The organism is Paenibacillus sp. JSM ZJ436 (assembly GCF_044383795.1).
Lineage (GTDB): Bacteria > Bacillota > Bacilli > Paenibacillales > Paenibacillaceae > Paenibacillus_AQ > Paenibacillus_AQ algicola.
The window spans coordinates 30,460-44,997 of sequence record NZ_JBISEO010000001.1; the positions used below are offsets into that span (position 1 = coordinate 30,460).

Annotated in this window: 15 protein-coding genes; 14 read left to right on the top strand and 1 reads right to left on the bottom strand. The window is 52.7% G+C overall.

Annotated features, from left to right (window positions below):
• The first annotated feature begins 97 nt into the window (after positions 1–97).
• From nusB to ACH6EH_RS00235, 13 genes are all read left to right on the top strand, one after another.
• Complete coding sequence (nusB, locus tag ACH6EH_RS00175; protein ID WP_397330644.1) at positions 98–565, top strand: transcription antitermination factor NusB; 468 nt, start codon at positions 98–100, stop codon at positions 563–565.
• Positions 566–649: 84 nt separating this feature from the next.
• The gene (gene folD, locus ACH6EH_RS00180) at positions 650–1,507 is read left to right on the top strand and encodes a bifunctional methylenetetrahydrofolate dehydrogenase/methenyltetrahydrofolate cyclohydrolase FolD (RefSeq protein ID WP_397330645.1); all 858 of its coding nucleotides are present in this window, start codon (positions 650–652) and stop codon (positions 1,505–1,507) included.
• Between the two features lie 2 nt (positions 1,508–1,509).
• Positions 1,510–2,880 carry an exodeoxyribonuclease VII large subunit gene (xseA, locus tag ACH6EH_RS00185; RefSeq protein WP_397330929.1) on the top strand — a complete coding sequence of 457 codons (1,371 nt, stop codon included), beginning with the start codon at positions 1,510–1,512 and terminating at the stop codon, positions 2,878–2,880.
• A complete protein-coding gene (xseB, locus tag ACH6EH_RS00190) occupies positions 2,870–3,124 on the top strand; it encodes an exodeoxyribonuclease VII small subunit (protein WP_138225492.1) in 255 nt (84 codons plus the stop codon). The genes xseA and xseB overlap by 11 nt, the downstream gene beginning before the upstream one ends.
• Before the next feature lie 43 nt (positions 3,125–3,167).
• A complete protein-coding gene (locus tag ACH6EH_RS00195) occupies positions 3,168–4,022 on the top strand; it encodes a polyprenyl synthetase family protein (protein WP_397330930.1) in 855 nt (284 codons plus the stop codon).
• Between the two features lie 83 nt (positions 4,023–4,105).
• Positions 4,106–6,013 carry a 1-deoxy-D-xylulose-5-phosphate synthase gene (gene dxs, locus ACH6EH_RS00200; RefSeq protein WP_397330646.1) on the top strand — a complete coding sequence of 636 codons (1,908 nt, stop codon included), beginning with the start codon at positions 4,106–4,108 and terminating at the stop codon, positions 6,011–6,013.
• Positions 6,014–6,035: 22 nt separating this feature from the next.
• Positions 6,036–6,911, top strand: a complete 876-nt coding sequence (locus tag ACH6EH_RS00205) for a TlyA family RNA methyltransferase (RefSeq protein WP_397330647.1) — start codon at positions 6,036–6,038, stop codon at positions 6,909–6,911.
• A 73-nt stretch (positions 6,912–6,984) separates the two neighbouring features.
• Positions 6,985–7,467, top strand: coding sequence for a hypothetical protein (locus ACH6EH_RS00210; protein WP_397330648.1), 483 nt, complete (start codon positions 6,985–6,987; stop codon positions 7,465–7,467).
• Positions 7,468–7,494: 27 nt separating this feature from the next.
• Entirely contained in the window at positions 7,495–7,944 is a 450-nt protein-coding gene (ahrC, locus tag ACH6EH_RS00215) for a transcriptional regulator AhrC/ArgR (RefSeq protein ID WP_397330649.1), read from the top strand.
• 31 nt (positions 7,945–7,975) lie between these two features.
• On the top strand, positions 7,976–9,718 hold the full coding sequence (gene recN, locus ACH6EH_RS00220; protein WP_397330650.1) for a DNA repair protein RecN: 1,743 nt from the start codon (positions 7,976–7,978) through the stop codon (positions 9,716–9,718).
• A 102-nt stretch (positions 9,719–9,820) separates the two neighbouring features.
• On the top strand, positions 9,821–11,155 hold the full coding sequence (gene spoIVB, locus ACH6EH_RS00225; protein ID WP_397330651.1) for a SpoIVB peptidase: 1,335 nt from the start codon (positions 9,821–9,823) through the stop codon (positions 11,153–11,155).
• Positions 11,156–11,349: 194 nt separating this feature from the next.
• Complete coding sequence (gene spo0A / locus ACH6EH_RS00230) at positions 11,350–12,159, top strand: sporulation transcription factor Spo0A (protein ID WP_138225500.1); 810 nt, start codon at positions 11,350–11,352, stop codon at positions 12,157–12,159.
• 125 nt (positions 12,160–12,284) lie between these two features.
• On the top strand, positions 12,285–12,497 hold the full coding sequence (locus ACH6EH_RS00235) for a hypothetical protein (RefSeq protein WP_208204056.1): 213 nt from the start codon (positions 12,285–12,287) through the stop codon (positions 12,495–12,497).
• Positions 12,498–12,607: 110 nt separating this feature from the next.
• Here the strand turns inward: ACH6EH_RS00235 and ACH6EH_RS00240 are convergent, their stop codons facing one another.
• Complete coding sequence (locus tag ACH6EH_RS00240) at positions 12,608–12,886, bottom strand: DUF2627 domain-containing protein (RefSeq protein WP_208204055.1); 279 nt, start codon at positions 12,884–12,886, stop codon at positions 12,608–12,610.
• A 146-nt stretch (positions 12,887–13,032) separates the two neighbouring features.
• On the opposite strand from ACH6EH_RS00240, the gene lpdA reads away from it, so the two are divergent.
• Complete coding sequence (lpdA, locus tag ACH6EH_RS00245; protein WP_397330652.1) at positions 13,033–14,454, top strand: dihydrolipoyl dehydrogenase; 1,422 nt, start codon at positions 13,033–13,035, stop codon at positions 14,452–14,454.
• Positions 14,455–14,538: the final 84 nt, after the last annotated feature.

Genomic DNA, 14,538 nt, shown 5'->3' on the forward strand with positions numbered 1-14,538 from the left:
AGCGAAAAAGAAAGGTGCATCACAGGTTTTTTTCATATAGGGATATACTAAGCTTTATATTAACTGGGATTCAAAAGGTCCAAGCAGGAGGAAACACATGAAAAGACGTGTCATCAGGGAAATTGCAGTTCAAAGCTTGTATCAAATGGAAATGAACGATGTACAGAGCGGGGAAGCCGTTGCCATGCTGCTGTCTGAAGCAGCCGAGGAGAATGAGACCGAGCGCAGCATTGACGGCGATGAAGACAGCGTCCGCGATACCCTGCTTCAGCTTGTTAACGGCTGCTGGAAGGTGAAGGACAGCGTGGATGGTGTGCTGACAGACTATTTGAAGGGCTGGCAGGTTAGCCGTCTGTCTCGCGTAGACCGTCAAATTTTGCGTCTGGCTGTCTATGAGATGGTCTACCGTGATGACGTGCCTGGCAAGGTGGCCGTGAATGAAGCGATCGAGCTGTCCAAGCATTTTGGCACGGAGGAGTCAGGCAAGTTCGTAAATGGCGTACTGGGGAAAATGCTTCAGGATCTGGAGCAGGTAACGGCACGCCTGGAAGGCTTTGCCGAGTAACAGCGCAGCCAGAACGGACAAATAGCAGCAGTCCAGGTTTACGATTCCACGATTTCAATTTCAATGACAAGGGAGAGGCTTGAAATGAGTGCAAACGTAATTAGCGGAACACAGGTGTCGCAGGAAATTCGGGAGAGCATCAAGGAGGAAGTCAAGGAGCTTGCAGGCAAGGGTGTCACTCCCGGTCTGGCTGTTGTACTGGTCGGCGAAGACCAGGCTTCCCAGGTTTATGTCCGCAATAAAGCAAAGGCCTGCGAAACGCTCGGCTTTTATTCCGAGGTGCACCGTCTTGAGGCATCAACCAGTCAGGAGGAGCTGCTTGCGCTGGTGGACAAGCTGAACCAGAACAAGCAGATTAACGGCATTCTCGTGCAGCTGCCGCTGCCAAAGCATATTGAGGAGAAAGCGGTGATCGACGCGATTGCTGTTGAAAAAGACGTAGATGGCTTCCATCCCGTCAACGTGGGTAACCTGGTCATCGGAGAGGACAGCCTGCTTCCTTGTACGCCGGCAGGTGTTATTGAATTGATCAAGCGCACCGGCTTAACGCTTGAAGGCAAGCACGCCGTTGTCATCGGCAGATCCAATATTGTCGGCAAGCCCGTATCCCTGCTGCTGCAGCGGGAGCATGCAACCGTAACGATGTGTCACTCCCGCACGGCTAATATGCAGGAGATCGCAAGACAGGCTGACGTTCTCGTGGTCGCCATTGGTATTGCGAACAAGGTGGATGCTTCCTACATCAAGCCGGGTGCCGTTGTCATTGATGTAGGCATCAACCGTCTGGACAGCGGCAAGCTGGCAGGCGATGTGGATTATGAATCCGCTAAAGAGGCTGCCGGCTATATTACTCCGGTTCCCGGTGGTGTGGGCCCGATGACAATCACCATGCTGATGCAGAACACGCTGCTGGCGGCGAAGCGCCTGAACGGGCTGGCCTAATGATGAAACCGGCCGAGCCGCAGCGCGTTCTTTCCGTCAAGGACTTGAACCGCTATATCCGGATGAAAATGGACGGAGATCCCCGGCTTTCGGACGTGTGGATTCGGGGAGAGATTTCGAATTTTACGCATCATTCCAGCGGTCACATGTATTTCACGCTCAAGGATGAAGGCAGCCGTGTCAAGTCAATCATGTTCTCGGCTCACAACCAGAAGCTTCCCTTTATTCCGAAGGAAGGTGCCCGGGTTATTGCTCGAGGTAATGTGACGGTTTATGAACGGGATGGACAGTATCAGTTCTACGCCATTCACATGCAGCCGGACGGGATCGGATCCTTGTATTTGGCCTTTGAGCAGCTGAAAAAAAAGCTTGAGAGTGAAGGGCTGTTCTCCGCGGAGCGCAAACGCCCTATACCCTCTTACCCTCAGACGATCGGGGTCATTACCTCGCCCACAGGCGCTGCGGTCAGGGACATCATGATTACACTTCGACGCCGTTATCCACAGGCTAAAGTGGTGCTTTACCCCGTACTGGTGCAGGGGAAGGGGGCCGCGGCCTCGATCGTCAAGGGTATTACGGTGCTGAATCGGCTGCAGGAAGCAGAGCTGCTCATCGTAGGCCGGGGCGGCGGCTCGCTGGAAGAGCTGTGGGCCTTTAACGAGGAGCCGGTGGCGAGAGCTATTTCTGCTTCCGGAATACCTGTCATTTCTGCAGTGGGTCATGAGACGGATTTCACCATCGCGGATTTCACGGCTGACCTCCGGGCGGCGACCCCGACAGCGGCCGCCGAGCTGGCTGTTCCCAATCAGCTGGAGCTGAAGGAAAGGCTGCGGGAACGGGAGAAGCAGCTCCGGCAGAGCCTGCAGCAGTCCCTTCGCAGAAGCCGTGAACAGCTGTCCTCGCTGCAACGCTCTCCGGCACTGGTGCATCCTCGCCGCTACATGCTCCGGCATGCCGAGCGGCTGGATCTGCTCAAAGTGCGGCTGCAGGGCAGCCTGCAGGGACATACCCGCTACAGCCGGGAGCGCTTGGCTTCTCTGAATCAGGGATTGGTTCGGCTGAATCCGAAGGTTCAGGCCGAGGCGGGACGCAGGAGAAAGGATGACGCCAGCGACGGGCTAAAGCAAGCGATGCAGTTTATTTTGCGGTCGAAACGACAGGAGCTTCTATCAAGAATCCGCCATCTGGATGCACTCAGTCCACTGAAGGTCATGTCGCGCGGCTACAGTCTGGTCTATGATGAGCACGAAAGTCGGCTGATCAAGAAGACCAGCGAGGTTCAGCCCGGCGATTTGGTTCAGGTCAAGGTCAGTGACGGCTCTTTGCAATGTCAAATCTGGGGAATCAAGGAGGAGAAGGAACATGTCGAGTGAAGCAGAGATGAGCTTTGAGGAAGCAATGGAGCAGCTGGAGCTGATTGTCGGCCAGCTGGAGGATGGAGACGTGCCTTTGGAGAAAGCCATAGATCTGTACCAGAAGGGAATGAAACTATCCCAGCTGTGCAGCCAGAAGCTGGAGCAGGTCGAACAAAAAATCGAGATGGTCGTGGAGGAAGGCGGAGAGGTTAAGCGCCGTCCGTTCGGCACATCCATGGAGGAGTCGGGTGAGCTTGAATAACCGGTTGACGCTGGAGCAGTATATGCAAGAAATCGGGGGCCTGATGAATGATCAGCTGGGCAGCTTCCTGCCATCACAGTGGAGTGTGCCGCAAAGCTTGCAGGAATCCATGTCCTACTCCCTGATGGCGGGGGGCAAACGGATGCGGCCGCTGCTTGTGGTCGCCGCCTGCGAGGCAGGCGGCGGGAAGCGGGAGGCTGCGCTTCCGGTAGCCTGCGCAGTTGAAATGGTGCATACATACTCTTTAATTCATGATGATCTCCCGGCCATGGACGATGATGATTTTCGACGCGGCAAGCCGACGAATCATAAGGTGTTCGGTGAGGCGGCGGCTATATTGGCCGGGGACGCTCTGCTCACCCATGCATTTTACAGTGTCGTTCAAGCCTCTAGGCAGCACGGGGTCCCTGCTGATGCAGTGCTCGCTATTGTCGAGGAGCTCTCGGAGTACGCCGGTCCGAGGGGCATGGTCGGAGGTCAGGTGGCTGATATGGAAGGCGAGCAGGGCCTCACGAATCTGGAGCAGCTGGAGTATATTCACCTCCATAAGACCAGTGATCTGATCATGTTCTCGCTGCTGGCTGGCGGTAGGATCGCTGGAGTGGAGGAGAGTGCGCTGCAGGCACTGCGAACATTCGGTCATCATCTGGGGCTGGCTTTTCAAATTCAGGATGACATTCTGGATCTGACCGGAGATGAGGCCAAGCTGGGCAAAAAGGTGCAAAGCGACGTCAAGCAGCAGAAGGTTACGTATCCGTACTTTATCGGCCTGGAGGCTTCACAGCAGAAGGTAGAGCAGCTAACTCGGGAAGCGAAGGAAGTTATTGAAGGTGCGGGATTAAAGGATGTTCAGCGTCTTCTGGAAATTGCCGATTATCTGATGTCCCGGGACCACTAAGCGCGATGTACATGCAAGCGGTTTTTTTGTGATATAATGTCTAATGTCTATAAACTTAACCAAGGAAAGCGGGGAGATTCATTGTGCTGCTTCCAACAATACAGCAACCGGAGCATTTAAAAACACTGTCGGTTGAGGAACTGGTCGAGCTGGCGGCCGAAATCCGCCAGTTTCTAATCGAAAAGCTATCGGTAACCGGCGGACATCTTGCATCGAATCTGGGAGTGGTGGAGCTCACGCTGGCCTTGCATTATTGCTTTGACAGTCCTTCCGATAAAATGATCTTTGATGTGGGCCATCAGGCTTATGTTCATAAAATATTGACTGGGCGCAAGGACCAGTTTGACACACTCCGTAAATACAAGGGGCTGTGCGGCTTCGTCAAGCGCACCGAGAGTGAGCATGACGTTTGGGAAGCGGGCCACAGCAGCACCTCGCTGTCTGCAGCGATGGGCATGGCGCTCGCTCGTGATTTGAAGGGCGGCAGCAACCGCGTCGTAGCCGTAATCGGGGATGGAGCTTTAACCGGCGGCATGGCGTTTGAAGCATTGAACCATATTGGCCATGAGAAGAAGAAGCTGATGGTCATTCTGAATGATAATGAGATGTCGATCGCCCCGAATGTAGGTGCGATGCACAATTATTTGAGCAAGATTCGTTCAGACCGCCACTACCTTCGGGCGAAGGATGAGGTGGAGAGCCTGCTCAAGCGGATTCCGGCGATCGGAGATCGTCTCGCCAAGACGGCACAGAACGTAAAGGACAGCCTGAAGTATATGATGGTGCCGGGGATTCTTTTTGAAGAGCTGGGCTTTACTTATCTGGGACCGGTAGACGGGCATGATCTGGGCAAGCTGATGGATACGCTGCGCCAGGCGGATAATGTGGACGGACCGGTGTTCATTCATGTAATTACGACAAAGGGCAAGGGATACCATCCCGCAGAGAACGATTCGCATAAATGGCACGGGATCTCTCCTTATAAGATTGAGTCCGGACAGGTATTAAAATCCGTGGGTAATCCGCAATATACGGATGTGTTCGGCGCGACACTGGTGGAACTGGGCAAGCAGGATGATCGTATTGTCGCTGTAACTCCGGCCATGCCGGGAGGGTCGGGGCTCATTCCTTTCAGCAAGGAATTCCCGGACCGAATGATTGATGTCGGTATCGCAGAGCAGCATGCAGCGACGATGTGCGCGGCCCTGGCTATGGAAGGGATGAAGCCGGTGTTTGCGGTGTACTCTACCTTTATGCAGCGTGCGTATGATCAGATTGTGCATGATATTTGCCGGCATAACGCCAATGTGATGTTCGCGATTGACCGGGCCGGCTTTGTCGGTGCCGACGGAGAAACCCATCAAGGGGTATACGATATCGCATTTATGCGTCACATTCCCAACCTTGTCATGATGATGCCGAAGGATGAGAATGAGCTTCGTCATATGATGTATACGGCGCTTGAATACAATGACGGCCCGATTGCATACCGTTATCCGCGCCTGAGCGGATTGGGTGTCAGCCTGGATGAAGAGCTGCGGGCGATCCCGATCGGTTCTTGGGAGAAGCTGAGCAGTGGAGAGGGCTGTGCTATTCTGGCGGCAGGACCTATGGTGCAGCTGGCTGAGACGGCCGCTGATATGCTGAAGCGTGAAGGGGTTCAGGTACAGATCGTAAACGCGCGGTTTATGAAGCCGCTGGATACGGGAATGCTGGATCAACTGGCGACTTCCCACACTGCGATGATCGTGCTGGAGGAAGCTTCTCAAGCAGGCAGTCTTGGCAGCGCCGTGCTGGAGTATTTTGCAGAGCAAGGGGCTTATGATGCTGTCGTTTCTCTGATGGGAATTGAGGACCGCTTCATTGAGCACGGCAGTGTCGAGCAGCAGAGGGCAGAGGTAGGCTTAACTGCCGAAGCGGTATGCGCACGGGTAAGAGAACTGACTGCACCTGCGGTCGGTGCGCGGAACAAGCGCAGTGTCTCATCCTAGTATCAGAGCTTAGGAGCATAGCATGGATTCCATACAAAAAGAACGCATTGATCTTTTGCTCGTAGAGCAGGGATTTTATGACAGCCGGGAGAAGGCGAAGGCCGCCATTATGGCCGGCCTCGTCTATACCGGAACAGAACGGATCGAGAAAGCGGGCATGAAAATTCCCCGCTCGGCCGAGATTCGGGTAAAGGGTGCACTGCACCCTTATGTAAGCCGTGGGGGACTTAAGCTGGAGAAGGCTATTCGGACCTTCGGACTGGATCTGAAAGGAGTAAGCATGCTGGACATCGGATCTTCTACCGGCGGCTTTACAGACTGCGCGCTTCAGCATGGAGCTTCGTATGTCTATGCCATTGATGTCGGGTACAATCAGCTGGACTGGTCGCTGCGCAATGACGATCGTGTCCAGGTGATGGAACGGACGAATTTTCGCTATATGACGCCAGAAGAGCTGAAGGGTCCGAGTCCTGATTTTGCGAGCATTGATGTATCGTTTATCTCACTTAAGCTCATCCTGCCCGTCCTGAAGGTGTTAATTGGTAAGCCGGGAGATGTAGCTGCGCTGATCAAGCCCCAGTTCGAGGCCGGACGGGAGAAGGTGGGCAAATCCGGCGTGGTCCGGGACCCTAAGGTTCACCGGGAGGTGCTTCAAGAGGTGCTCGGATTTGCAGCACAGCTTGGCTTCAGCCTCAAAGGACTTACTTTTTCGCCTATTACCGGCGGTGAAGGAAATATTGAATTTCTGGCGCATTGGGCAGTGACTGCCGATGAGCCGGGCCTGCTGACGGAAGCACCGGAGCAAGAGAAGGAACATATTCCTGAGGCTCTGAGCAAGCTGATCGAGGATACGGTCAAACAGGCGGCTCATACATTCACGGGAAACTCATCGAAATGATGGGTTTCTTTTGTTCAAATAAAGGAGTTCACTTTTTCATTCACGAATTACACCTCTTGAGGTGAAACCAAAAATGCATGAAAACATCGACAGGGTGCTCATGGTGATTTTGGCGGTTATGGCAGCAGGAGTCGTGCTGTGGCGGCTGAATCGGTGGCTGACGTCTCCGCAAACGGCCGTCTTTACGACGGTGCCTATTCAGAAACAGATTGAGGATCATCCGGCGCTTGAGCTGCTCGTGCAGGAGGGTTATGAGGTTATAGGCGGAAAGGTAAAGATCAATCTTTCTTTTCAGATCGGGGCACAGGAGGTGTATAGCCGCCTGTTCGTGGATTATGTAGCCTCCGATGAGGAGGGGCACCTTTACCTGGTCAAGCTCTCACGAGAGCGAATGGCGATGGACTGGAGCGGGGCTTCAGTAAGGGACAGGCTTATGCCGGTGCTGTTGATGTACCCGGACTGTGCAGGACTCCTCTACGTCGATGATCAGCAGGGAATGGTTCGGAAAGTAACGATGGAGTGGACAGATGAAATGTGGAGCAAGAATCATTATTAAGGGGCAAGCTCAGGAGGGTCTGGTAACATGAAGGGACAACGCCATATCAAAATCCGGGACATTATTACTCATCAGGAGATCGAGACGCAGGATGAGCTGGTTGAAGCACTGCGCGACGCAGGCTTTCAGGTCACACAGGCGACGGTATCAAGGGATATCAAGGAGCTGCTGCTGATCAAGGTCCCGATGGATGACGGACGATACAAATATTCCATGCCGACGGACCAAAGGTATAATCCGGTGCAGAAGCTAAAGAGGGCCTTGGTAGACAATTTTGTGCATATTGACAGAACGGGTAACCTGGTTGTCATGAAATGCTTGCCAGGGACGGCAAATTCCGTCGCGGTGCTGCTTGACAACATGGAATGGTCACATATTATGGGAACGATATGCGGCGATGACACGATACTCATGATCTGCCGGACCGAAGAAGACAGTCAGACCGTCGTCACGCAAATCATGGGGTATATCTCCTGAATATCATATTCCAGCGTGGAGGTGCTTCATTATGCTAGCAACCTTATCGATCCGCAACTTGGCTGTTGTTGAATCGGTGGATGTACAGTTTTTTCCGGGCTTTCATGTACTGACGGGTGAAACGGGAGCGGGAAAATCCATTATTATTGATGCGCTTGGACTTGCGGCGGGCGGGCGGGGCTCTGCAGATCTGGTCCGTTACGGCTGTGACAAAGCAGAAATTGAAGCCTTATTCGACCTCACGCCGCAGCATCCGGTATGGGAAACCTTGGAGAGGCTGGGGATTGAGGGGCATCCGGAGGAGCATTTGCTCATTCGCAGGGAGCTGACCGCCCAAGGGAAAAGCACATCCCGCATTAATGGCCAGCTGGTGAATCTCAGCATGCTTCGGGAGGTTGGAGAGCAGCTTATCAACATTCACGGGCAGCATGAGCATCAGAGCCTGCTGCGCCCGGATCGTCATCTCAGCCTGCTGGACACCTACGGAAGCTCTGTCATTGGTCCGCTGAAGCAACGATACCAGGAGCAATACAGCTCTTATCTCCGAGTGGATAAAGAGCTTAACGAGTTGCTGGAGACCAGCCAGAAGGCGTATCAAATGCTGGATATGTATCGTTATCAGCTGGAAGAGATCGCTGCCGCCAAGCTTCGCACCGGTGAGGATGAAGAGCTCGGTGAGGAGCGCTTGAAGCTGTCACATAGCGAGAAGATGATGGACTCGGTCAGCGGTGCGTACGATATTCTGTTCGGCGCGAGCGGTCTAGAGTCCATTAGCCGGGCCTTGAACCGGGTGGAGGATGTAGCGGGCTACGATGAGAAGGAATTAAAGCCTATTCTGGAGCAGCTGCAATCCGCCTACTATCAGCTGGAGGATGCAGTATTCCAGCTACGTGACTACCGCGATGGGATTGAGTTCAATCCCGATCGTCTCAGTGAGATTGATGACCGCTTGAACACCATATCCAGTCTTCGCCGGAAATACGGGGATAATGTAGAGCAGATTCTGGAATACTACAAGAACATTGAGAAGGAAAGTAATCTTCTGGAGAACAAGGATGAGCATCTGGAGAAGCTGCGGGAAGAGCGGGAGATTTTGCTTCAACAGCTGCTGGGGACTGCAGAAGAGCTGTCCAAGGCTCGCCGAAACATGGCAGACAGCCTTGCCGTTCAGGTGGAGCATGAGTTAAAGGATCTTCAAATGGAGAGAACTTCACTGGAGGTAAAGATCGAGCTGCAGCTGGATCCTTCCGGCGGCGTTGAATATGGTGGCCAAAAAATCCGCCTAAGCCGGCATGGAATAGACAGCGTGGAATTTCTCATCTCTCCAAACCCCGGCGAGCCGCTGCGGCCCTTGGCCAAGATTGCTTCCGGCGGCGAAATGTCCCGGATCATGCTGGCTATGAAGAGTATTTTTGCAAGACATGACCAGATTCCGGTGCTGATCTTTGATGAGGTAGACACGGGAGTGAGTGGACGCGCAGCCCAGTCTATTGCCGAGAAGCTGTTTATCCTGGCGAGAAGCTGTCAGGTATTCTCCATCACCCATCTGCCGCAGGTGGCGTGCATGGCAGATCATCAATACTTAATCGAGAAAAGACTGGATGAAGGAAGAACGATGACGCAGGTGGAGCCGCTGCAGGAGAAGGGACGGGTGGAAGAGCTCGCCCGGATGCTGGGTGGCGTGGAAATCACTAAAAAAACACTTCATCATGCCCAGGAAATGCTGAATTTGGCGAAGGCGCAAAAAGCTTCCCGGCAGCCTGCGGGTCAATGATTGACAGTTATAAAAGGGTGGGGGCAAGGTTAACTTAAAGGTACGCAATTGGCGACCAACCTTTTCGTCAAGCGAAAGAAGAAAAAGGGAGCGTGACAGCCATTGAACCCCAACCTCAAGAGAAAGCTGCTCGGAATGCTGATGGCCTTCTTTCTTTGCTTTGTTGCCGCTGCCGAGCCTGTTCAATCCTTCTCCAGGCTGCCGGATCATATTTCCATGTTCAGCGGACAGCAAGGAAAGCTGCAGCTGGCAATGCCTGTACAGGCGGTGGCCTCTGTGGATCGGCCGGAAGTCGTTCAGGTTAACGGCTCCTTTCATCATGCCCAGCAGATTTCTTTGCGCAATCCGATTCAGCTGACCTCACAGCAGGCCGGGAGCGCCCAGGTTAAACTGAAATTATTTGGTACCATTCCTCTCAAGACCGTGAACGTCGATGTTATGCCCGAACTTAAAGTAGTTCCCGGCGGCCAGACGATTGGCGTGAAGGTCAAATCTGCCGGCATTCTCGTTGTCGGACATCATCTGGTTCATGGGGGCAGTGGCGGGAAAGCTTCTCCGGGAGAAAGCGCTGGCTTGAAGCTGGGTGATCTGCTGACATCCATGAACGGTGTGCCCCTGGATAATGTCACCAAAGTGGCTGCTATTGTGGACCAGGCGGGAAAAGCCAACAAGCCGCTGGACATTATTTTCAAGCGTGACGGTCATGAAATGCGAACGAAGCTGTCTCCTGCTTTTGACGAACAGGATCAGACCTGGCGCCTGGGCCTGTACATTCGGGATTCTGCAGCGGGTGTCGGGACATTAACCTTTTACGCGCCTCATCAGAAGGTGTATGGAGCCTTGGGACATGTCATTACCGATATGAATACCCAGACCCCGATTGAGGTCGGAAGCGGTGAGATTCTTCAGTCCAACGTTACTTCCATCTCGCGCAGCGAAGAGGGAGAGCCGGGTGAGAAACGGGCGCATTTCTTGAAGGACAGCCGTGTGCTGGGTGATGTACAGAGAAATACACCGTTTGGCATCTTTGGCAAGATGAAGGATAAGCCGGAACACAGTCTTTATCCTGAACCCATTCCGGTGGGATTATCCGGTGAGGTGAGAGTGGGACCTGCCGAAATTCTTACCGTTGTAGAGGGCCAGCAGGTGGAAAGGTTCAACGTAGAAATCATTCATGTATCCAAGCAGGACGCGCCGGCTACCAAAGGGATGGTGCTCCGGATTACAGATCCGCGGCTGATTAAGAAAACGGGCGGGATTGTGCAGGGCATGAGCGGCAGTCCGATTGTCCAGAATGGCAAGCTCATCGGTGCCGTGACGCATGTGTTCGTCAACGATCCGAAATCCGGCTACGGCTGCTTTATCGAATGGATGCTTCAGGACTCCGGAGTGCTTCCGGCGAAACCTGACAGACCAAAAAATCTTAAGGCGAGCTAACGCCTTAAGATTTTTTGTCGATTGCAGGCGAATTAGAGGGTAAATTGAAATAAAATATTAATTATAAATCAGGAATTGAAAAAAATAAAGAAAAATAATTTTCGACAGAAGGAATTTAATCCCCGTTGTCGAAATCCTTTATCAAGATAATTTGGACATGAATAATCCAGGTGATCATAAAGGAGGAGCAGCAATTGCAAAAGATTGAAGTGTTACTAGCTGATGATAACCGCGAGTTTACAAATTTGTTAGGGGAGTATATTTCGGAACAACCAGATATGGTGGTCAGCGGTATTGCGTATAACGGCGACGAGGTACTAAGCATGATCCAGCAGACCGGCAAGGTGCCGGATGTACTTATTTTAGATATTATTATGCCTCATCTGGACGGATTGGGCGTGCTGGAGCGTCTTCGGGAGATGAACCTTTCTCCGCAGCCGAAGGTCATTATGCTGACGGCATTCGGCCAAGAGAATATTACGCAGCGTGCTGTCCAGCTGGGCGCATCTTATTATATTCTGAAGCCTTTTGACATGGAAGTACTGGCCAGCCGGATCCGCCAGCTGGTTGGAGTATCCGGAAGCCTGGCAGGCTCCTCTTCTTTTGCTGCCTCTACATCCAAGGCCAATGTGGTTCCTATGGGCAAGGGCAAGAATCTGGATGCTAACATTACGTCCATTATTCATGAAATCGGAGTTCCAGCGCATATTAAAGGCTATCAATATTTGCGTGAAGCCATTACAATGGTGTACAACAACATTGAAATTTTGGGTGCCATCACCAAGACGCTGTATCCAGCGATCGCAGAGAAATTCAAGACCACGCCTTCACGCGTCGAACGTGCTATCCGCCACGCGATTGAAGTAGCCTGGACCCGCGGCAATATTGACAGCATCAGCCATTTATTCGGTTATACGATTAACATCAGCAAATCCAAGCCAACCAACAGCGAATTCATAGCCATGGTGGCGGACAAGCTGAGAATTGAGCATAAGGTTTCTTGAAAGGGTTAGGGGCAGTGAGCTGACACACTTAAGGTGTGGATCATACGTCATTTCTTGTAGATGGGGAGCGAGGAGCTTACCGCACAGGAGGTGGCGTATTTCATTCTAACGGAGGGGACGAAGACATGAATAAGGAAATGAATGAATCGCGGCTTGGCCGCTATCAGGAGCTGCTTACTCAAGGAAAGCTGACCGAGGAGGCTGCCGCATGGATACTGACATTGATCCAGGAGCTGGATGCATTGGAGGAGCAGAACTATAAGCTGCGCAAAGCTGCGCTAAGGGCGTCCCGGCAAGACGTGATGTCCACAAGGCTAAAAGAAGCGCTATACGAGTAAAGTGAGCGATCCTAAGGTATAAGGTCGATAGAGCACAAAAAAACACCGGGAAGCTCACGCTGCCGGTGTTTCCTTCAGTCTGGTCATGATCTGCATGAAAACCATGTACCTTAATGCTTGCGTTTCTCCTTGAACCGGGGGCCGACATAATTCCGCTTCCGGTCGCGAAATAGCACCCAGCCGGCCAAAAATCCGATACCGAGAATGAACAGGATCAGTCCGCCGCCAAAGGTCAGCCAATTAAAGCTCTTCTGAAGCGCAGTATCATCACCGTGCACAGCGATATATAGAAACAGAGCATCTTTCATCATGAGGAAGCCCTTCATAGCCATAAACCCAGGAATGACCAGAATAAGAATGGCAATAAATCGGGAGATCAGCAATTTCATATCACTACCTGCCTTGTCCATAGAGTCTTCCTTATCATACCTGTTTCCAGACACACTGTCTATTTGAAAGAGACTGACATTTGTAATCATTCTAAAAGAGAGTAAAATAACAAGAGGATCAAGTACATAACGGGGGTGCCTTACAATTGACGATAACATGTGATGTTGCTGTACTCGGCGGGGGAACGGGTGGGTATACAGCGGCGATCCGGGCGGCTCAGCTGGGGAAATCTGTCGTGCTGATTGAGCAGGACAAGCTGGGTGGAACCTGTCTGCATCGCGGATGTATCCCGAGCAAGGCTCTTCTGAGAAGTGCCGAAATGTATGCAGAGATGAATCAAAGCGAAGCTTACGGCATTGAAGCTGATGGCGTTCGCCTGTCCTTCAGCAAGGTCCTGCAGCGCAAGGACAACATTGTCGGGAAGCTGCATCAGGGCGTTCAATATTTAATGAGCAAAAATAAAATTCAGGTCATATATGGAAAGGGACGTGTCATCGGACCGTCCATATTCTCGCCCCGCAGCGGAGCCGTGGCGGTGGAACTGCCGGATGGTGAGATGGAAACGGTCGTGCCGTCTCATCTCATTATCGCTACAGGCTCCAGCCCGCGGGAGCTGCCGGGTCTGGTCCCGGACGGTCAGCGCATTATGGACAGCAGTCATGCCCTGCAGATGGAACGTTTGCCAGAATCTATCTTGATTGTGGGAGGCGGAGTGATCGGCGTAGAGTGGGCTTCCATGCTGAATGATTTCGGAGTCCGGGTTACTCTGGTGGAGGCCGCGCCCCGGCTGCTGCCAGCCGAGGATGAGGATATCAGCCGCGAGCTGAGAAAGCATCTTTCAGAGCGGGGAGTGAACATCTGGACGGATGCATATGTTCAGACCGATACATACGAAGTGCGGGGAGAAGAGGTCTGCATCCAGATTGTAAAGGACGGAGTACAGCACGAAATGCTGACAAGCACGATTCTAGTATCCGTTGGCAGAAAAGGAAACGCGGATCAGATCGGCCTGGAAAATACGGATGTTTCCGTGACGGACGGCGTGATTGCCGTGAACAAGCATATGCAGACGACAGAGCCGCATATTTATGCCATCGGCGATGTCATTGGCGGGCTTCAGCTGGCCCATGCTGCGGCTCATGAAGGACTGGTAGCGGTACAGCATCTGGCTGGTCAGCCGCTGCATCCTTATCGCAGTGAATGGATTCCCAGATGCGTGTACACTCGTCCTGAAACAGCCAGCGTCGGGCTCACAGAGAAGGAAGCCAAGGCACAGAATAACAAGCTCAAGATCAGTAAGATCCCGTTCTCAGCCAACGGTAAGGCTCTCATTCAAGGGGCTGCCGAAGGCTTCTGCAAGGTGATCGCGAATGCGGAGACTGATGATATTCTAGGGGTTCATATCATTGGACCTCATGCTACGGAGTTCATTGGGGAAGCCGCCCTGGCACAGGTGCTCGATGCTGCAGCCACAGAAGTGGGCTATGTCGTCCACAGCCATCCGACGCTGTCTGAAATCGTAGGCGAGGCGATGCTGCATCTGGATGGACGAGCCATTGGAATCTGACTAGAGGTGACTCAGAGTAATCCTTCGTTTCTTTTTAGACAAAAAGGGATTATAATAAGTTAAAGCCAAGTCTTAGTACCAGGT